Raw genomic sequence first — 21426 nt, forward strand, 5'->3', positions numbered from 1 at the left:
AGAAAAAACAATTTCTATCATTCTTAACACCTACAAGTCTATACATCTATACTTTACATCTTTTTGTCATAGTTGTGTAGCTTTTACACAAATTTGTCAGTTTTTCATCTTAAAAATTGTTATCCGTTTTCAAGACACCTTCCTTGACTGTTTCATTGGCCAATACATATACTCGAAAGAAAAGAGAAAATTTTATATAGGGGATGAATATATGGGAGAAGCAATACTCGTAAAACGAGAACCGTTATGGACAAAAGAGTTTGTTGCTTTAATTTTTGCAAACTTATGTATGTTTTTAGGGTTTCAAATGTTAATTCCAACCTTACCTGTTTATGTGAAAGAAATTGGTGGCACAAGTTCCAATATCGGATTGGTTGTCGGCATGTTTACCGTTGCGGCACTTTTTGTTAGACCGCTAACTGGGAACGCCTTGCAAAAATTTAATAAAAAAATCATCTTAATGATCGGTACTGCTATTTGTTTACTCGCTATGGGCAGTTACCTTTTCGCCTCAACAATCTTTCTCTTGCTTGCTGTTCGTATTTTACACGGAGCTGGTTTCGGTATTACAACGACTACATATGGAACTGTCGTTTCTGATTTAATTCCCTCAGCTCGCCGCGGAGAAGGCATGGGATATTTTGGTCTTTCTGGAACAATCGCAATGGCCCTCGGTCCACTTATCGGACTATGGCTTATGCAAACATATAACTTCACAATTCTTTTTTTATGTGCATTATCGTGCACAATTGTTTCATTAATATTAACGAAACTACTTCAAATCCAAAAAACGAAACAGCCTCCACAACAATCATCTAGTTCTTTTCTCGATGGATTTATTGAGCGTAAAGCTTTACTTCCTTCATTATTAATATTATGTATTACATTAATGTACGGAGGAATCGGAAGTTTTATAACACTATTTGCTACAGAAGTCGGCATAGCTGATATTAGCCTTTTCTTTTTATGTAATGCACTAGCAATTGCTGTGACTCGTCCATTCTCTGGAAAGCTATATGATGCGAAAGGCCATACTTTCGTCATCATTCCGGGAGTTATTATAACGTTTACAGGTATTATTTTATTGTCGTATACGACGACAATTCCGAGCTTAATTATTGCTGCAGCATGTTACGGAAGTGGTTTTGGGGCGATCCAACCTGCACTACAAGCATGGATGATTGACCGCGTAGCGCCGCATCGACGTGGCGTAGCAACGGCTACATTCTTCTCCGCATTTGACCTTGGTATCGGCGCTGGAGCTATTATATTTGGATTTATTGCTCATTTTACAAACTATGCAACTGTATATCGTTACTCCTCTCTGTTACTTATTGCTTTTCTCTTCATTTACATTACAAGCATAAGAAAACAAAAGCATAGCGATAAAAACACGGAAAAAGCTGCTGGATAAATCAGTAGCTTTTTTATCGTGTTAAAAAATTATTTTCCCTCATTTTGCTGTTATAAAACTACATGCATTTTCCTACATATTTTTTTAACTTTCATCAAAAAATATACGATGAACTCGCAGACGCTTTCCTTGATATTCAACTGAACATTATTATTCTAAAAAGTGTGATTTCTTTACAAAATTAAGATTTTCACAAGATGAAAACCAATAAAATACAGCTGTTTCTTTAAGGGATTGTAAACTTTTCTTCTCTTTGTAAAATTAGTGTAAATTTTACTAGCAAACCGTTTACAGTGCCTCAAGGTTCAGTTAATAATTACATCGTACATGAAATTTAAGGAGTGGAATGCGTGGAATATAATGTTCAAGATATGATCTTCCAGTTCATTGGTGGATTAGGTATTTTCTTATTCGGGATTAAATACATGGGCGATGGACTGCAACAAGCAGCTGGAGATCGTCTTCGAGATATTCTAGATCGTTTTACAACAAACCCACTTATGGGTGTACTAGCAGGTATGTTAGTTACTGTATTAATCCAATCAAGTTCAGGAACAACCGCTTTAACAGTCGGACTTGTAAGTGCTGGATTTATGACATTAAGACAAGCAATCGGTGTTATTATGGGTGCAAACATCGGTACGACAGTTACTGCATTTATTATCGGAATTAAAATCGGAGAATATGCTCTCCCAGTTATGGCAGTTGGAGCAATCTTACTATTCTTCTTTAAAAATAAAAAAGTACATTCTGTAGGTCAAGTTGTATTCGGTTTTGGTATGCTATTCTTCGGTTTAGAATTAATGAGCGCAGGTATGAAACCTCTTCGTTCTTTAGAGTCATTCCAAGATTTAATGATTAGCATGAGTGATAATCCAATTTTAGGAATTGTTGTCGGTACAGTCTTCACTTTAATTGTACAGAGCTCAAGTGCAACAATCGGTATTTTACAAGAACTATTCGGTCAAGGTGCAATCGATTTACAAGCATCTCTTCCTGTATTATTCGGTGATAACATCGGTACGACAATTACAGCAGTATTAGCAGCTATCGGTACTTCAATTGCAGCAAGACGTGCAGCATTAGTTCACGTTATCTTTAATATTATCGGTACAATTATCTTTACAATTTTATTAGTACCATTTACAAGTTTAATTCAATATTTCCAAACATCATTAAACTTGAATCCAGAAATGACTATTGCATTTGCACACGGAACATTTAACGTAACAAATACAATCATTCAGTTCCCATTCATTGCAGTATTAGCATGGATTGTAACAAAAATTATCCGCGGCGAAGATTCTGCTATTAATTTCAAACCGCAACATTTAAATCCAATCTTTATTGAACAATCTCCAGCCATCGCTTTAACTGAAGCTCAAAAAGAGATTATCCGTATGGCTGAGTTCTCATTACATGGATTAAAAGAAGCAAATCAATTTTTAAATACACAAGACAAAAAACACGCAAACATGGCTACTCAATTAGAAGGAGCTATTAACAATTTAGATAAAAAAATTACCGAGTATTTAGTTTTACTGTCAGAAAAGCCACTTTCACCTACGGATTCTGAAAAACATTCTGTTTTAGCAGGTGTTGTTGGAGATATTGAACGTGTCGGTGATCATGTAGAAAACCTTGTAGAACTTGTAGATTTCCAAATTTCAAACCGTGTTTCACTATCAGACGAAGCATTAGCTGAATTAAACGAAATGCTAGAATTAACGATTTCAACACTGCAAGACTCAGTTGAAGCTTTAACAAACTTCGATACTGAACTAGCTCAAACTGTTATTGCAAAAGAACGCAAAATCGACCAAATGGAACGTGTTCTTCGTAAACGTCACGTATTACGTCTAAACGAACGCAGCTGTTCAGGTGATGCAAGTATCATCTTCGTCGATATGGTAAGTAACTTAGAGCGCATTGGCGATCACGCTGTAAATATCGCTGACGGTGTTTTAGGCGAACAAGGAAAAATCAATTTAAAACAATCATTATAATGAAAAAAGAGACGCTAACTTAAGCGTCTCTTTTTTCATTATATTTTAACAACTGTTCTTCCTTTTAACTTTCCTTGCAATATAAGTGTAAACTTCTTCTCTAATTCTTCTAATGTACATTCTTCTGTATAAGATAGTAATTCTTTATTTCCCCATTCTTTCGCTAAAAGCGTCCACACATCTCTTCTCACATCCACTGGACATTGCACGGAATCTACCCCTAAAAGGCTTATGCCTCGTAAAATAAATGGATATACTGTTGTTTGTAGTTCCTGGCCTGCCACATTACCGCATGTCGTTACACAACCACCATACTTTACTGTTTTTAAAGCTGTTTCTAACATATGTCCACCTACAGTATCGATAACTCCGGCGTATATCCCTTTTAACATCGGTCTTCCTGATTCATCATTCAATTCCGCGCGATGAATCACTTTTTTCGCTCCTAGACGTAGTAGCATCTGTTCCTCTTCCATTTTCCCTGTCGCTCCTACTACGTTAAACCCTAACTTACTTAATATACTAACAGCTACACTCCCTACGCCGCCTGTAGCACCCGTTACTAAAACATCTCCCATACTAGGCTTGATTCCTGCTCCAATAAGCTTATATACCGATAAAGCAGCAGTAAAACCCGCTGTCCCATACATCATACTTTCCTTTAATGACATTCCTTCTGGTAAAGGCACGACCCAAGATGATGGGACCCGAATATATTCTCCGAAACCACCAGAGGTATTCATACCTAAGTCATATCCCGTTACAATAACTTGATCTCCTACCTTAAAGGAGTTATCTTCACTACTCACAACTTCTCCTGCGGCATCAATTCCTGGCGTATGAGGATACGTTCTCGTAACACCTTTATTACCAGTAGCTGAAAGGGCATCTTTATAATTTAATGAAGAATAATGAACTTGTATGAGTACGTCTCCCTCAGGTAAACTACTTACTTCTCTCTCAACAACTTTTCTTACAAACTGATGATTTCCCGTTTCGTTCACAACGATTGCTCGGAATGATGTATGTTTCATTATGCTCTCTCCTTTATCCGTCAAATTCTTCTTTATTATATAGAAAAAATAAGTAAGCTTACTCATTTCTTCTTGGCTATATTTCAACAAATCTTACTTCCCTATCACTTTCTCATAATATATATTTTCATTTCTACTAATAGCCCTTATACTTATTCTACATCTACAAAATAATATATAGAAAATCTGACTTTTTATAAATAAATTGAATTTTTACGAAATGTAAATGATTTGTAATGTTTTTTTTCGCTAAATTTCATTATAATAAGTGGATATGAGTGTCGTATTTCAATCCAAATGAAGGAGTACAAGAAATGGAGCAAAACCCATCTTTGCAAGAAAATACACGCAGTAAACCGAAAAAAAATAAGAAAAAAATAAAAATTATTATAAGCGCTATACTATTCGTTTTATTAATAGGCGGCGGTTATACTTGGTTTTTAGTAAATAAAGCATCTTCTGCTGTTCGAAATGCCGCACACGATTTAGCACGCGGTGATAAATCTGATTTACGAGATAAAGCTGTAAAACCTATTACAAATAACGTCTCTGTTTTAATAATGGGTGTTGATGAAAGCGATGTCCGAGGAAAAGAATATGGTGAAGCTATAAGAACAGATGCGCTTTTACTTGCAACATTTAATAAAGATAGCAAAACTGTTAAACTATTAAGTATCCCACGTGACACATATACTTATATCCCAATAGAAAAGAAAAAAGATAAAATTACACACGCTCATGCATTCGGTTCTGCTAAAAACGGAAAAAATGGTGGACCACAAGCAAGCATTGATGCAGTTGAAAAATTAATGAATGTTCCTGTCGATTATTTTGTGAAATTTAACTTTAAATCATTTATAAAAATCGTCGATGACTTGGGCGGTGTTGAAGTTGATGTACCAGTTGAATTTACTGAGCAAGATAGCAATGATAATGCTGAGGCAATTCACCTAGAAAAAGGTGTTCAAAAGTTAAATGGCGAAGAAGCTCTTGCTCTTGCTAGAACAAGACACATCGATAGTGATGCAATGCGTGGACAACGTCAACAACTCGTTATCGAGGCTATTTTAAAGAAACTAACAAGTGTTGGTTCTGTAACAAAAGTTGGCAACATCATTGATGATATTAACGGACAATTCGTTACAAACTTAACATTTGATGATATGCTTTCATTCTATAAATATGGATCGGATTCGGAAATTGAGAAATTACAAATCCAAGGTGATGATTGCTATATGGCAAAAGGTGACGATACATGTAGCAAATCTGCTGGTGGTGGTCGAACTTACTACTACAATCCAGATAAAAAAGAATTAGCTAATGTTACAAATGAACTTCGTACTCATCTTGGGCTACCTGCATATACAAAGTCTGACTCAGACTCTGATTCGAAAAAGACAAAAGAATCTAAGTCTGAAAATTCAAGTGAACGCGAATCAAGTAACAATGAAGTGAAAAATAAGAACAAAAATAGCAGTGAAGATACAGAAACATCGTCTAACGACAATGAATAGTAAAGAAGCAGTACTCTATGGAGGTAGAGTACTGCTTCTTTTTATTTCTTCAGAATCAAAAATCAGAACTTTCTAACTATCTTTTTTAATATTTTTAAATTATAATAAATAGTAGCAATCTATTCCAATTATCAGGGGGCTCATACATATGAAAGCTGCAGTAAAACATAACATCTCAGATTTTAAAGACTACTTAAAATCCAACGATATATACATGGAAGAAAATATAGATGAAAATGATGGCTCTGTTCATTTTTCAGTAGGATTAGAGACAGAAGCTGGCGCAAAAATTCAACTTATCGCTGCTTTCCAAAACGAACATCCTACGGTAGATATATACTGCTTCAATGTTGCTCACGTGCCTGATGCAACATCAACAAATGATATTTTACATGTTATTAATGAATTAAACACATCTTATCGCTTTGCAAAATTCACATTAAACAAGCAAAATGCAATTGATATTTCAGCATCTCTTGCATTCTCAGAACCAAACTTTAATCCAGCACTTGTCTTTGAACATACGAGAATGCTATATAAATTAGCAAATGACGAATATAAAAACTTAATGAAAGTTATTTGGGCATAAAGTAAAACTATAATCCGTTAGGTTTACGGGCAATAAATAAAAGGATGGGCTGTAAGCAGCACCATCCTTTTATTTTGATATCATATCGATCCACATTTTAACAGCAGTGCCTACAATTAAAGTGGACAATACATATTGCAGTACTTTTTGATTTAGCCTCTTCCCGACTCGTGCTCCAAGTGGCGCAGCAAATATACTGGCAACCGCAATAATTAGAGCTGGAATGATAACTACTTGCCCAGTAATCATTTTTCCTGTAGTAATCCCTATTGAGGAAATAAACGTAATAGCGATAGATGTCGCGATCGTCATGCGCAGTGGTAATTTTAAAATAACTAGCATAATGGGAACTAAAAGGAATGAACCTCCAGCTCCTATAATGCCTGAAGCTCCCCCTACAACGAACGCTAACAAGCTTGCTAACCATTTATTATACTTCACATCTCCACTATTATTTTGTTTCGGTACAAACATCATAATAGCTGCAATTGTAGCTAATGCTGCATAAACAACATTGACTGTATGTTCCTCTAATATGTTAGCACCGAAACTCCCTATGAAGCTTCCTATTAATATACTAGCTCCCATATACATAACTAACGTTTTATTCATGTCATTACTTTTCCGGTATGCCCACGCGCCTGCAAAAGTTGCAAAGAATACTTGTACCGCTGTAATACCGCTCACTTCATGTGATGTATAGCCAGAAAATCCCAGAAATACCGGAATGTATAAGATCATCGGATAATTAATAATCGCACCGCCAATTCCAACCATTCCTGATATAAACGATCCTATAAATCCAATTATAAAAAGTACTACGACTAAGCTCATCTTACATCCCCCGCCTTCTAAAAAGAAGGTGATTTAAATGAATAAGTTTACATTCCCATCCGAAGCATCTGCTAAATATGCCCCTACGCCTGCAAACTCTACCCCTTCCATAATCTCTTCCTCTTTTAACCCTAATAAATCTACTGTCATTTGACAAGCTACAAGTTTAATTCCTTGTTCTTTCGCCAAATCAATTAAATCTGGCAAAGGCATTGCGTTATGTTTTTTCATAATGCCTTTAATCATCTTTGGCCCCATGCCAGCAAAATTCATTTTGGATAATCCCATCTTATCGGCACCGCGTGGCATCATTTTTCCAAATACTTTTTCTATAAATGTTTTCTTTACATTCACATGTTCATCTTTCCTTAAAGCATTTAATCCCCAGAAAGTATGAAAAATAGTTACCTCTTGGTCATACGCCGCTGCACCATTTGCAATAATATAAGCAGCCATTGCTTTATCATAATCTCCGCTAAATAAAACGATTGTTGTTTTCTTCTGTTGTTCCATGTTGTTCTCCCTCCGATTACCTATAGGGGTATTTTATCATTTATAAAAAGGCTCAAATCATGTATCTCTGTACTATACGACTTTACCTTCCCATGCTAACATACCACCTACCATATTAATTGCTTGAAAACCGTAGCTCTCTAAAAACTGAACTGCTCGTGCACTTCTTCCGCCAGAACGACAAACGATAATATACTCTTTCTTTTTATCCAACTCATGCATACGAAACTCTAATAGTCCTAGTGGAATATTACACGCTTCTCGAATTTTCCCTTCGGCTACTTCTTCTACTTCACGTACGTCCACGATATTTACTGCTTCTTTACGTAACAATTTTTCTTCCAATTCTTTTACTGTCATTTCTTTCATTTTAAATTCCCTCCTCACAAACCATTCATACCGCCTGAAACATTGATAACGTGCTGAAATCCTAATTTCTTTAATACCTTTGCTGCTTGCTTACTTCTCATTCCACTTTGGCAAATAACGATTACTTCCTTATTCTTATCTAATTGATTCGCCTTACTTGCTAGATCATTTAGGGGGATATTTTGAAAGCCTTTCATATGATTCCCTCTATATTCACCTACTGTACGGACATCAATAAAATACTTCCCCTTTTTCCCCACTATACTTTTCAATTCTTTGCCATTTATATTTTGAACACCTTTCACTGGTAAAAATCGTGAAATAACAAACCATGCAGCAAGTACAATGAAAAGCGTACTTAATATTGTGTTCATATAACCAACCTCTCTATATTTACAAAACTATTGCTTCACTACGCCTTCCTAATCCAAAACTTCAGCACATCGCCTTCTTCTTCAAGCTTTACGATGTCATGGCCACATTTATTTGCCCACGCTGGAATATCCTTAACTGACCCTTTATCCGTTACATGTATTTCTAACACTTCTCCAGTTTGTAGAGCATCCATTGCTCTCTTTGTTCTTACAATCGGCATTGGACATGCTAAACCTTTCGCATCTAACACTTGTTTTATATTCATCATCAATTCCTCCATTTTTTATTTATTTCATTATTCGTGCACTGCACAACGATTTGGACCAATCTCCATTTCACGCTCTTTATCCACACTTGGGTGAATTTTACCCATATTGGTTTGACGAATTTCTTCATATGCATTTGGCTGAGGTGGTAAGTTTTCTGTTACAACTTTACGGAACTCTCCCTCATCCTCAATATTTAATCCTGCATTATGCTCAAATAAATCTTTTAATTTTGCACTAACGATACCACTTTCGTTCATTTCACTTATTTTTGAATAATGAGCCGGTAACACAACTAAATTTTGAGATAGCTCTTTATATCGGCTATACAAAGTATTACGTAAATCACTCACCCAATCTTCAGCCTTACCAGCAAGATCAGGACGCCCAATTGAATCTACAAATAAAATATCGCCTGATAATAAATAAGAATCATCTACAATGAATGACGTACTTCCAATCGTATGCCCTGGTGAGTATAATGCGTCAATTACAATTTTAGTACCCCCCACCGTAATAACAGATCCTTCAACAAGCGGTTCGTATGAGAAAACAACTTCCTCTGCATCTTTTGGTGGTAACCAATACGTACCACCTACCTTTTCCGCTAACTTACGTCCTCCGGAAATATGGTCTGCATGTAAATGTGTATCCATTACATTCGTAATCGTAACGCCATGCTCTTTCGCAAATTCTTCATATGCTTCAACTGTTCTTACTGCATCAATAACTGCTGCTTCACCATTTGAAACGACCATATAAGATAAACAGCCTTTTCCAAGGCGGTTAAACTGATACATACTTCCACCATTTTTTAAATCTCCAACTTTTATAGGCTTTACATATTCACTCCAAGCCTTCATGCCACCAGCTAAATAATAAATATTTTCTAATCCAGCCTCTGTTAATTGCTCTGCTACAAATATAGAAGACCCTTCTTTTGCACATACTACTAAAACATCTTTATCTTTAGGTAATTCACTTACAATATGATCTACACCATCTAACAAGTCAAAGTAAGGTCTATTAATAGAAGAAACTTGTTTCCCTTCAATTTTCCAATCTTCATAATCCGCCTCATTACGAACATCTAAAATGAATAACTCTCCGAATAACACTTTCTCTGCCACATCTTTTGCTTGTAACGGTTTAACACTCACTCTATTACCCCCATAGGTATATTTTTATTCAAAAAAATTTATTTCTCTATATTCCCTTGCCACTCTAACATACCTGGAATGACATTTTTCACATTTGAATAACCTTTCTCTTTCAACATTTGGCAAGCTATATCACTGCGATTACCAGTTCGGCAAATAACATAAATTTGCTTCGTCTTATCTAATACTGCGCTGTCTAATTCACCTAATGGTACCGAAATGGCGGATGGAATATGGCCAAAAGCAAATTCCGCTGCTTCGCGAACATCTAATACAATGTTCTCTTCTCCATTAGACAATATAGACTGTAATTCTGCATTCATAATTGTATGAGGATATTTCACAATTTCATTCACTTCATGCTCGTTTGCTTTCCTAACATAATGCACCAATACATCACCCTCGTGTTTCGTCCCGATATATTGATGTCCTACTTTACCCGCCCAACTTTTTATATCTACCGTAGATCCTTTATCTGTTGCCTTAACTTCAATCACCTGCCCTGGTGTTAACCCTTCTATTGCCTTCTTAGTTTTCACAATAGGCATCGGACAAGCCAAACCTTTACAATCTAAACTCATATCCACTTTTATACTCATAATCGATTCCTCCACAATTTATATACATATACCTGTAGGGGTATATTAAAACGTTTTTGAAAATCTGTCAACACTTACGTTTGACAGATTATCGGCTTTTTACAAGTAATTGAACAGCTTCTTTAATTAACTCTTCATTTGAACCATTACCACTTTCAAACTGTTCACGCAAACACTGCTCTAAATTCGTTCCAACAACGAGTCCAATTGTACGATCAAGTGCAGAACGAGATGCTGTTAACTGTGTAATAACTTCTCGGCAATCTTTTCCTTCTTCCATCATACGAAGCACACCACGAACTTGACCTTCAATACGTTTCAATCTATTTTTCATATCTTGATTATATTCCATTCTATAATCACCTCATTACCATTATGTCACCATTTATAACCTATGACAATACATTATACCCTATAGGGTATTTTGTAAACCCCTATTTTTAATTTTTGTCTTATATGTTCGCAAACCAAAAAATAAAACCTTAATCTATAGATTTTCATCTTCCACTAAATTTTTAAGTAGAAGATGAAAAATATCAATATACAACACGTTCTGGCAATACTGTCCCATACAACTTAAAACCACCATCTACATTCTTTACCTTATATCCCTTTTCCATTAACATACGCGCTGCAACATACCCTCTCATACCAAGTTGGCAAGTGATATATATTTCTTTGTCCATTGGTACTTCATCCAATCGATCACGTAATTCATCTAATGGAATATTAATAGAGCCTTTAATCATTCCCTGTTTTAGTTCATTAGGTTCTCGAACATCAATAAGGTACCCACCATTTTCAACAATGTGATCTATTTCATGCCATTGCACTGTGTCCACAAAACCATCTACTATATTACTTGCAGCATACCCCACCATGTTTACTGGATCTTTTGCAGAAGAATACGGCGGGGCATATGATAATTCTAAATCTGGTAAATCGATTACAGTTAAATTTGCCTTCATTGCCGTTGCAATAACATCGATACGCTTATCTACTCCATCACGCCCTAAAGCCTGTGCTCCGTAAATTTTTCCGCTTTCTTTATTAAAGATTAATTTTATTAGCACTGGCGTAGCATTCGGATAGTATCCAGCATGCGAATTCGCCTGTACATGTACTACCTCATAGGGTATATTTAATCGTTTTAATATTTTCTCATTTACTCCAGTCGAAGCAACTGTTAAATCAAAAACTTTAGCCACAGAAGTTCCCATCGTACCTTTATATAAAGACTCCGTATGACCATGAATAATATCTGCTAACATGCGACCTTGACGATTAGCTGGCCACGCTAAAGGAATCATCGTTTCTGTTTCTGTAACAAAATCTTTCACTTCAATCGCATCACCAATTGCATATACATATGGGTCAGATGTTTGAAATTTCTCATTTACCTTTATCGTTCCTCTAACTCCTAATGCTAATCCTGCATCTTTCGCTAAACTACTCTCTGGTTGTACACCAATTGCTAAAATAATCATATCTGTTTTTATAAGTGAGCCACTTTTTAAACGTACAACAGTCCCATTCTCTTCTAACGCATCTACACCATCTTCAAAAACAAGCCCAACATTGTGCACCTTCATATGCTCATGTACATATACTGCCATTTCATAATCGATTGGTGGCATCACTTGATTCGCCATCTCTACAAGAGTAACTTCAATCCCACGTTCTCTTAAATTCTCAACCATTTCCACTCCAATAAATCCACCACCAATAACCGTCGCATGACGTGGTTTCTTCTCATCAATATACGCTTTTATACGATCTGTATCAGGTACATTTCGTAACGTAAACAACGCCTTTGCTTCTTCAATGCCCGGAATAGGTGGAACAATTGGTTTCGCCCCTGGTGAAAGAATCAAAACATCATATTCCTCGTTATATGTTTTACCTGTAGTTACATTCTTTATAGTAATTGTTTTCTCTTCTTTATTAATCTTTACCACTTCACTCAATACACGTATATCTAAATTAAAACGCTTTGACATCCTTTCAACAGTTTGTACTAATAATTTTTGTCTTTCTGTAATGACACCGCCAATATAATATGGCAATCCACAGTTTGCAAATGAAATGTATTCACCGCGTTCAACCATAATAATTTCATCTTCCTCACTTAAACGACGAAGCCTTGCAGCTACTGATGCCCCGCCGGCAACTCCGCCTACTACAACTATTTTTCTGGACATATTTTAAACCTCCATATTATTTAATTTTCTCATGTACCACAAAAACCTATACCTGTATGGGTATATGATAGAGTATAAAAAATTTAATTTCAATCAATATGTCTTTCTTTCACAAATTTGAAACAAAAAAAGAACTTAGATATTTCCAAGTTCTTTTTCATATAGCTCTGTTCTATAACTTTCTTTACTATTACATCAATACCTAAAGATGGTGTAGTATGAGGGCATACTTGTTTTAGATAACTGAACTACACCTACATTTAAATTTCCAAACTCAATAGTTTCACTTGAAGTTAAATATATTTCGCTTAAATTTCTTAAATACCAAAGTCTAAGAAAATGAATCCAAATGGATTTACTATATTTATTCAGACCATCTTTTAATATTATTAAACACATTGTCTGTTATCCGATTTCCAAAATTCATATTTTTATTCCCTCTTGTATGAATGGCTATTATTTTGATACCTGTATCAAAATAATGATATACAGGTGATCCACTTTGCCCTTCATAAGTATCAATCTTGTATGTTAGTCTGCTAGGATTAACATCTTCAATTGGACCATAATCTCTCCACATTGTGTAACGTTCATTTCCTATTTTATCAGCTGGATATCCAGGAATCACCGCAAGTAAACCTTTTGGTGATTCTACATAGGTAGTTCTATATCCAAACCAACCTGTATAATCTCCTGGAGACCCATTTAATTTAATCGTTCCATAATCATAATTTGAATTTTCGTTATCAGTCCATCCACTTACCGAGTAAAGTTTTGTTCCTTTATAAGGTAAATACGGTGCTTGTCCTCCATTACGTCCTGGAGTTACAATAACATTTGTTGCCCATCCACCAATTTCTTTATTGTAAATACAATGTCCAGCTGTCAGCACTGTATCTTTACTAATTAGTGCTCCTGTACATCCATAAATTTCTCCACTATTATACTGAGTTGCTATATGGACTACGGCACTATACGGATATGAAGTTGTATCATTAACCCGTATTCGATCATCTATTCCTATAACAGAATAGGTAAGAATGTTAGGTGAATAATTTAACTTCGTATTTTCTAAGAAGGCTCCCCAATCTTCCCTACCATGTTTACGCCCTTCAAATGAAGGCGAAACAAGATCTTCTCCCCCTCGATCATCACTATACAAAGATTGTTCTTGAAAAAGTACACGTTCTCCCTCATTTGAAACTGATGTCCACGGTACATCTTCTGCATACACCTTTTGATTCACCAAAAATACTATACAAAAAAAGATAAAAATAACACCAAAACTATAAAGAGCCAACCTACATCTTATAGAAATAAAGCTATACACCATAACTTACCTCCTATACAAATGATAGCGAACAATTGAAGATCCCTTTATAAATTCTAGTTTTTCTTTTTTTAAAAGTCAACGTAATTAATAATGATAATCATTATTAATTACGTTGACTTAACAAAATCACACACTTAGTCATATTCTTTACTCTGCGTTCAAAAATCTGTCTCATTAAAGGTTCACTTTATTACATAAACCCGTAACCTTCTTCACAATCAGCTCCGCAGTATTCTCTCCCGGTGGCATTAACAAATTTGTAACTGTTCCATACACAATAGGACTTAATTCTACTTCATATCCGCCATATGCATATTCGTCTTTTGTGGGTAAATAACCAAGATATCCGTTCATATATCCACCAAAGAAAACTAATTCATTTTGAAGGATTTCTTTCATTTCTAGGGCAGTTTCTGAAAATGGTTCCATCGGTATGCCAGAGAAAATCCCATCATTAACTTGAAACAGTTGCACTTCTAAATCAATACTTAACCGCCGAATACCTTGCCTATATTTCTCTAATACGATAGTAAGCCATTCGTCCGTATTCACGCCCCACTGCTTCTCGGCTAATCGAGCCATGCTTCGTATCTCATCAAATTCAGGAATATCATTCAACTTCATTTGCATCATACTCGAAACTGTTCTTAAATTTACAATTGGGCTATATGTAACTGTTGGCAACATCGTTAATACATGTCCACTAAGTAAATAGGCCATTTGTTTTAACGCTTCCCTTGAACCGCGATATTTCGCATTCACATTTCCAGCGGCACCTTGAACGATAATAACAGGGCAGTTCACTATCTGCTCTAGAATCTCTCTCGTCATTCCAGGATAATCCGCTGATAATTCATCACTATCACCTTTTAAAACATTCGGATGCGCAGTACAAAATACTAAAACCCCAGATAACTCCTTCGTTTCAGCATCTCTTATTGCTAACATACCAATTCGTTTATCTACAACACCATCTATATTTGTTCCCATCTTCGCTTTTCCATCAGATGTTCTCTCTCTTCGATTGACCCCAATATCACCTGTCGTAACACCCCATCCAACTTCGCATCGCTTTAAATTGTTATTTGCAGTAACAGCACCATGTACTACATTATTTACTAAAATCATTTTATACGACTGCACTAGCGGATCATCACCGACTGTCTCTGGACCGGAATGCGTATGAGTATAAACAACAGTTATTCGCTCAACTGGCACATGAACCTCACTCGCTACTCGTTCACGAATCATATTCGTATCTTCTACTAACATACCGATATTATCAATGCTTATAAACACAGTCTTCATTTCATCTTTTTCAAATACAAAAACTGTCCCGTAAATACGTTCTTCAACATTATTTATGCCTGCCTCTCTATGATATCCGACAAAATCAATACCTACAGGCGGCGTAATATCAACCTTACATACCCCTATTTTGCTCATTTGAATCGCTCCATTTCTCTATGTAACTCCCTTTTTTAAAGAATAGCATATTTGACCTTGTTCCAAATAAAAAAGAACGGACACAGTATCCTATGTCCGTTCTTCCCCTCACACATACTTCCGGTGCACCATCTTCCCATCATAAGAAAACACAACGCCCTTACTCTCCACAATGGACTCCATATGCACCGTTCTTCCCCATAGCTGATGAAGATATGGTAATACTTTTTCTAAGTATTTTAAATCGAGCTCGATTCCTTCGTAACTATGTTTAATGTATAATTCTCCGTTCTTTAAGTAGTCTCCATCTTCTACTACTAAGTACGGGAACCCACCATTTGTCCGCATATTTACGAGTTGATCACGCACATTCTCCCATTCTTTATCTATTACTTTATATTCTTTTCCTTGGCGCTGGAATAAGTACATATCTTCTCGCATAACAAGATCTTTATTTAAGTAGTTTCTTAGGAACGATACGTCCCATTCAATTTCGCGTACTTCAAACATTTTATCACGGCCAGATCCTGGTTTTACGCCTCGTCGTTTCATTTCTTCTGTTGGATTGTTGTACCGTTCTTCAATATCTTCAAACATTTTAATACCGAGGTAGTATGGATTAATGCTTGTTTTTGATGGCTGTACAACACCCGCATTTAATTTTGCAAATTCAATTGCTTCATCAGATGTTAAGTCCATTTCACGAAGTATGCGTTGATGCCAGTAGGACGCCCAGCCTTCGTTCATGATTTTCGTTTCAAGCTGCGGCCAAAAATATAACATTTCCTCACGCATCATCGTTAATATATCACGCTGCCAATCTTCTAGCTCACGGCTATATTCTTCAATAAAGAGGAGTAAATCTTTCTCTGGTTGCGGCGGGATTTTCTTCTTTTTACGTATATTAGAGCGTTCTTGTTTTTTATTTCGGTTATCTAAATTCCATAAGTCATCGTATTGTGATACCTTTTTCTTTTCTACTTCGTCCTCTTCTAAATCATCAATACTCCATGCGAGCTTCGGACGCATAAGCGACGGATCAATATGCTCTTGAATGGCAAGTACGGCATCTAAAAATGTTTCTACCTCTGCTTTTCCGTACTTATGCTCATACGCTTTCACACGGTCCGCTGTTGCCGCCATACTCTCTACCATATCTCGCTTCGTATTTGAAAAACGAATATTATTTTTGAAGAAATCACAGTGTGCTAAAACGTGCGCTACAATTAATTTGTTTTGAATTAAAGAGTTCGTATCTAATAAAAAGGCGTAACATGGATCAGAGTTAATAACGAGTTCGTATATTTTACTAAGTCCCAAATCGTATTGTAATTTCATTCTGAAAAATTGTTTTCCAAAACTCCAATGTGAAAACCTTGTCGGCATCCCATATGCACCAAATGTATAAATAATTTCCGCTGGACATATTTCATAACGCATTGGATAAAAATCAAGCCCAAATCCAGTCGCAATTTCCGTAATTTCCGCAATCGCATATTGCAGTGCTTTATCGTCACTTGCTCTCATTATTTTCCCTCCTTACACTTTCCCTTAAGAAAGTGTATGATGAAAAACAAGCTTTCATGAGGATTGATTGCATAATAAAAAGACACCCCCGCAAAAACGAGAATGTCTCATCTATTAACCTTCAATAATCTCCATCTTCTCCGTAATCGGAGTACGAGCTTTTCCTTCTGGCGCTTTATCGAAATAGCCGATATGAAGAATTCCAACGATACGTTGGCCTCTTGTTAAACCGATTCCTTCTATAAATAATGGATTGTAGTTTAATCCGCCTGATTTCCAAACGCAACCTAATCCACGTTCCCAAGCAAGAAGTTGGAAGTTTTGCATAAATGCACATGTTGCAGCGTAATCTTCATCACGTTGAATTTGACGCGGATCTTCATTTATATATACAACGATTTGTGCAGGCGTGCTTAAGAAACGATCTGATAAAATTTTACCGCGTTTCGCTCTTTCTTCTTCTGTGAAAGAATTTAATACTGCATCTACTAATTTCTTGCGGCCTTCTCCGATGTATAGTTTACAATTCCATGGTTCACGGTGCTTATGATTAGGTGCCCATGTTGCATCATTTAATAGTTCAATTAATAAATCTTTTTCTACTGCTTTGTCTGTAAATGTACGAACAGAGCGTCTTTCTTTAATCACATTAGCGATGGAAGTATATGTAGTCATATTTATCTCTCCCTTATTTTTATCTATATGTATAAGTTTATCGTTAGTATTGATATTGATTTTCAATTTCGATTATACCTTAGTTTTTTACTATTAATCAATGTTTTATGTTGGAAAACTTCTAAAAACGTCATTCTATGCTGTGAATAAAAAAACTTAACTTGTTCACAAGTATTTCACATTTTATGGAAATGATATGTGTACAGTTTTCTACATTATCCATCTAGGAGGAGTTTACATGTACAAAAAAATCGCTGTTTGTATGACTATGGCAGCATTATTATGCGGAGCAATTATCTTCCCGGCTTCCGCTGCCACACCGAAAGAAGTAACAATGCATCACCATAAACCAATTTCAGAAGAAGAAATGCAGTCGCTAGAAAAGCTCGGCTATAACAAACATGAAATTTGGAAAGCTGCTCACATTGCAAGAATCAGTAAACAAGAAATAAAAGATGTTTTATCTTACTATAAGCAAAATAAATCTTGGGAGAAAACAGCCGAGCATTTCGGTGTAGATCCAAGTAAGCTGAAAAAGCATCATATGAATAAAGAAACAAAGCAAGCACTGCTACAACAGTTAGCAACTATGCAAAAATCCACACCGGATCAGCTAAAGCAAAAAATGAAAGAATATAACATCAAATTGCGTCATCTTACTGTGTTAACAATCATCTCTCAAAAAAGCAATACCCCTCTTGACGATGTATTAAAAATGAAAAAAGATGGAATGGACATTAAACAAATTGCCGAAAAATTAAATGTAAAAAAAGAAGATATACGAGCGGAAATGATGAAATTAGTGAAGTCTATTAAAGAACAAAAAACAAATTAAAATGCTAAAAAGGAAGAGCCATTCACCACTCTTCCTTTTCTTTATGAACTTTCAATTTTTAAGTATAAATTCCCGTCTTTCCCAAAAACTAACACAAGTAAATGATGTAAGTTAGGGGTGAGAAAATGTTCGGTTTATCATCTAAGAAATCAAAAAAGACTAATACAAAAACACTTTGTTCTATTCCAGAATTTATACAAACCATGAAAGAATCAAGCGATTTTGTCTCTTATAACATACTTAAAGATGAAACGTTGTGCTTGTTTTATTATAAATCTGTCGTGGAAGCACTTATTATTAAACAATTCATTTTAACTCCTATAAAAAAGGAATCGGAACAAATCCAAAACATCTCTGATTTATGTAATATCATCTCTATTGAAGACATTATTACCTCCCCTTCTATTGATGATATTCGTGAAAAATTATTAGGTGGATATATTTTAATACGATTAAAAAACAATTCGAATCCTGATCAATATGCTTTAATTCGTGCCGAAAGTACTGTTTTAGGAAAACGATTATATAACGATACAGAAAATGAGTATAGCGTAATCGGGCCTAAAATCGGTTTCGTTGAAAACCTTGATACAAATATCCACTTATTACGCCGAAATATCGTAACGGAGCAACTCATTTTTAAAGAAGTTACCGTCGGATCTATATCAAAAACGAAAGTAGCAGTTGCTTATATAGAAGGAATTACAAATGAACAATTCATCAACACCGCAATACAACGGCTAGAAGACATTGACTTTGATGTCCCATTTGATTCAACTATGATTGAGCAATTTATTAGTGATAATAGCAATTCACCTTTTCCTGTTCTATTACCTACAGAACGATTAGATCGAGCTGTATTTGCGTTAATTAACGGGGAAGTTTTAATTTTAACAGATGGCTCTCCATATGCTTTATCAGGACCAACAACGTTACTGGATTTTTTCATTTCACCAGAAGATTATTATTTACCGTGGATGATTGGATCGTTCTTTCGTATTATTCGTTTTTTCGGAGCTATATTTTCTCTGTTTTCCTCCGCTATTTATACAGCGGCTTTAACATATCATTATCAAATGATTCCTGCCGATTTACTAGGTCCTATTATTTTCTCGAGAGCTAACGTACCTTTCCCTCCTATTCTAGAAGCACTCTTTTTAGAAATTACAATTGAATTGCTTCGTGAAGCAGGAGCACGTTTACCGACAAAAGTCGGACAAACGATTGGGATTGTTGGGGGGATTGTAATTGGACAAGCATCTGTTGAAGCAGCTTTAACAAGTACAATTTTATTAATTGCAGTTGCTTTATCCGCCCTTGCATCTTTCACAACACCGACTGTAAAGATGTCTTCTACTATCCGGTTGTTACGCTTTCCGCTTATTCTTTTAGCCGGTGCATTCGGAGGATTAGGCCTTATTGTCGGATTTGTATTTATTTTAGCTCATTTAATTAAATTAAAATCACTTGGATCACCTTATTTATTACCTTTATATCCATTTCGTGGTTTAGGTACAGCAGAAGGTTTTCTTCGATTACCATTTAGTCAAACGGCACAAAGACCTTCTTTTCTTAGACCAAAATCAAAATGGCGCTACAATCCAAACAAATCGAAGCAAAAACGTGATGGTGAGAATGAATGAAAAAAATTTTATTGCACCTTATCATTATCTTCTTCGTTTTACAAACTGGCTGTACACAAACGTATATAGTGGATGCACAGCGTATTATTCATATTGCTGGATTTGACATCACAAAAAACAAAAAATTCCAAGGAACTATTCTATTCCCAGAGTACACACATGGTGTAAAGTCTAAACCAGAGACGCAAACAACATCTGCCCGTTCACTTGAAACAATTGCTTCACGATTAAATGCGAAATCTCCTCACAATGTTGTTGTAGGTCAAATGCGTGTCGTCCTATTTGGAAAGGCTCTAGGGGAACGCGGAATGGGAGAGATTATTACTAACTTACAACGTGACCCAAATATCGGGCGTGATGTACAACTAGCAATTGTAGATGGATCGGCTGAAGAGCTTTTAAATTACGGAAAAAAAAATGGGTCTTTATATATTGCTGATTTACTCGAGCAAAATATAAGAAATGAGAACATTCCACAAACTGAATTAAACATTTTTTTATATAATTATTACTCTTCTGTATGTGATGCCTATGTTCCTTATATTAAAATGGACGATAATCATTCTGTCGCTGTCAAAGGACTTGCCTTTTTAAAAGGCGATAAAGTCGTCATGTATACGGATAAAAGACATTCTGTTTTAGCAAAATTACTTATTAATCCTACGAAAAATGGACGTTACGAAGCAGCAATAAAAAAGGATAAACATAAAGGTATGGTTGTTATACAAAACTTAGCTGGGGAAAATAAGTATGATATAGATCAAACTGGCGACATACCAAAAGTAAAAATCCATTTAAAACTAAATGGATTAATTAAAAACTCTCCTAATTGGATTGATCTAAGAAAAAAAACAAATATCAACTATATAAAAAAACAAATTGAACGAAATGTCGAAAAAGACTGTGAAGATTTAATAAAACAATTTCAAGAAAAGGAAATTGATCCTTTAGGAATACGAGATGAAATTAGAAGCCATACAAGAAAATGGAATATAAAACAAATTCGAAATATGTATAAAAATATAGCGGTGGATATAAATTTAGATCTTAATATTGTACAATCTGGAATCGGAGAATAGTGAGGTGAAATAAG

21 protein-coding genes are annotated in these 21426 nt (G+C 35.4%); 7 read left to right on the forward strand and 14 right to left on the reverse strand.

All coding sequences use genetic code 11. From position 1 onward, the window contains the following. Nucleotides 1-211 precede the first annotated feature (211 nt). Nucleotides 212-1414 carry an MFS transporter gene (locus BUA87_RS13415; protein WP_000503253.1) on the forward strand — a complete coding sequence of 401 codons (1203 nt, stop codon included), beginning with the start codon at nt 212-214 and terminating at the stop codon, nt 1412-1414. A gap of 350 nt (nt 1415-1764) precedes the next feature. Beyond that, complete coding sequence (locus BUA87_RS13420) at nt 1765-3420, forward strand: Na/Pi cotransporter family protein (RefSeq protein ID WP_000456276.1); 1656 nt, start codon at nt 1765-1767, stop codon at nt 3418-3420. Between the two features lie 38 nt (nt 3421-3458). On the opposite strand, the gene BUA87_RS13425 is transcribed toward BUA87_RS13420, so the two are convergent. Further along, the gene (locus BUA87_RS13425) at nt 3459-4454 is read right to left on the reverse strand and encodes a YhdH/YhfP family quinone oxidoreductase (RefSeq protein ID WP_072939925.1); all 996 of its coding nucleotides are present in this window, start codon (nt 4452-4454) and stop codon (nt 3459-3461) included. Between the two features lie 314 nt (nt 4455-4768). On the opposite strand from BUA87_RS13425, the gene BUA87_RS13430 reads away from it, so the two are divergent. Continuing rightward, a complete protein-coding gene (locus BUA87_RS13430; RefSeq protein WP_000437406.1) occupies nt 4769-5968 on the forward strand; it encodes an LCP family protein in 1200 nt (399 codons plus the stop codon). A 148-nt stretch (nt 5969-6116) separates the two neighbouring features. Next, entirely contained in the window at nt 6117-6557 is a 441-nt protein-coding gene (locus tag BUA87_RS13435) for a hypothetical protein (protein WP_000642361.1), read from the forward strand. 69 nt (nt 6558-6626) lie between these two features. On the opposite strand, the gene BUA87_RS13440 is transcribed toward BUA87_RS13435, so the two are convergent. From BUA87_RS13440 to BUA87_RS13505, 13 genes are all read right to left on the reverse strand, one after another. Beyond that, nucleotides 6627-7391 (reverse strand): sulfite exporter TauE/SafE family protein, encoded by a 765-nt coding sequence (locus tag BUA87_RS13440; protein WP_072939928.1) that lies wholly within the window; start codon nt 7389-7391, stop codon nt 6627-6629. Between the two features lie 33 nt (nt 7392-7424). Next, entirely contained in the window at nt 7425-7904 is a 480-nt protein-coding gene (locus tag BUA87_RS13445; RefSeq protein WP_000437741.1) for a DsrE/DsrF/DrsH-like family protein, read from the reverse strand. Nucleotides 7905-7976: 72 nt separating this feature from the next. Then, entirely contained in the window at nt 7977-8273 is a 297-nt protein-coding gene (locus BUA87_RS13450; RefSeq protein ID WP_072939931.1) for a rhodanese-like domain-containing protein, read from the reverse strand. A gap of 14 nt (nt 8274-8287) precedes the next feature. Next, nucleotides 8288-8647, reverse strand: a complete 360-nt coding sequence (locus BUA87_RS13455; protein ID WP_001092317.1) for a rhodanese-like domain-containing protein — start codon at nt 8645-8647, stop codon at nt 8288-8290. 38 nt (nt 8648-8685) lie between these two features. Then, the gene (locus BUA87_RS13460) at nt 8686-8916 is read right to left on the reverse strand and encodes a sulfurtransferase TusA family protein (RefSeq protein ID WP_002093886.1); all 231 of its coding nucleotides are present in this window, start codon (nt 8914-8916) and stop codon (nt 8686-8688) included. A 27-nt stretch (nt 8917-8943) separates the two neighbouring features. Beyond that, on the reverse strand, nt 8944-10074 hold the full coding sequence (locus tag BUA87_RS13465; protein WP_000114056.1) for an MBL fold metallo-hydrolase: 1131 nt from the start codon (nt 10072-10074) through the stop codon (nt 8944-8946). 38 nt (nt 10075-10112) lie between these two features. Beyond that, nucleotides 10113-10673 (reverse strand): sulfurtransferase TusA family protein, encoded by a 561-nt coding sequence (locus tag BUA87_RS13470; RefSeq protein ID WP_072939934.1) that lies wholly within the window; start codon nt 10671-10673, stop codon nt 10113-10115. An 88-nt stretch (nt 10674-10761) separates the two neighbouring features. Then, on the reverse strand, nt 10762-11025 hold the full coding sequence (locus BUA87_RS13475; protein WP_000456206.1) for a metal-sensitive transcriptional regulator: 264 nt from the start codon (nt 11023-11025) through the stop codon (nt 10762-10764). A 184-nt stretch (nt 11026-11209) separates the two neighbouring features. After that, nucleotides 11210-12874 (reverse strand): CoA-disulfide reductase, encoded by a 1665-nt coding sequence (gene cdr, locus BUA87_RS13480; protein ID WP_065228332.1) that lies wholly within the window; start codon nt 12872-12874, stop codon nt 11210-11212. A gap of 364 nt (nt 12875-13238) precedes the next feature. Then, nucleotides 13239-14207, reverse strand: coding sequence for a trypsin-like serine peptidase (locus BUA87_RS13490; protein ID WP_065228331.1), 969 nt, complete (start codon nt 14205-14207; stop codon nt 13239-13241). A gap of 174 nt (nt 14208-14381) precedes the next feature. Next, the gene (locus tag BUA87_RS13495; protein ID WP_072939942.1) at nt 14382-15653 is read right to left on the reverse strand and encodes a neutral/alkaline non-lysosomal ceramidase N-terminal domain-containing protein; all 1272 of its coding nucleotides are present in this window, start codon (nt 15651-15653) and stop codon (nt 14382-14384) included. Nucleotides 15654-15761: 108 nt separating this feature from the next. Continuing rightward, nucleotides 15762-17180 (reverse strand): stage V sporulation protein SpoVR, encoded by a 1419-nt coding sequence (gene spoVR / locus BUA87_RS13500; protein ID WP_072939945.1) that lies wholly within the window; start codon nt 17178-17180, stop codon nt 15762-15764. 114 nt (nt 17181-17294) lie between these two features. Continuing rightward, the gene (locus BUA87_RS13505; RefSeq protein WP_000214819.1) at nt 17295-17855 is read right to left on the reverse strand and encodes a nitroreductase family protein; all 561 of its coding nucleotides are present in this window, start codon (nt 17853-17855) and stop codon (nt 17295-17297) included. A gap of 238 nt (nt 17856-18093) precedes the next feature. On the opposite strand from BUA87_RS13505, the gene BUA87_RS13510 reads away from it, so the two are divergent. The 3 genes from BUA87_RS13510 (at nt 18094) to BUA87_RS13520 (ending at nt 21412) form a co-directional block, all read left to right on the forward strand. After that, on the forward strand, nt 18094-18690 hold the full coding sequence (locus tag BUA87_RS13510) for a hypothetical protein (protein WP_072939948.1): 597 nt from the start codon (nt 18094-18096) through the stop codon (nt 18688-18690). 125 nt (nt 18691-18815) lie between these two features. After that, the gene (locus BUA87_RS13515) at nt 18816-20333 is read left to right on the forward strand and encodes a spore germination protein (protein ID WP_072939951.1); all 1518 of its coding nucleotides are present in this window, start codon (nt 18816-18818) and stop codon (nt 20331-20333) included. After that, the gene (locus tag BUA87_RS13520; protein WP_000722245.1) at nt 20330-21412 is read left to right on the forward strand and encodes a Ger(x)C family spore germination protein; all 1083 of its coding nucleotides are present in this window, start codon (nt 20330-20332) and stop codon (nt 21410-21412) included. Before BUA87_RS13515 ends, BUA87_RS13520 begins: the two co-directional genes overlap by 4 nt. Nucleotides 21413-21426: the final 14 nt, after the last annotated feature.

The sequence above is a fragment of the Bacillus sp. bc15 genome, assembly GCF_900142585.1.
Taxonomy (GTDB): domain Bacteria; phylum Bacillota; class Bacilli; order Bacillales; family Bacillaceae_G; genus Bacillus_A; species Bacillus_A cereus.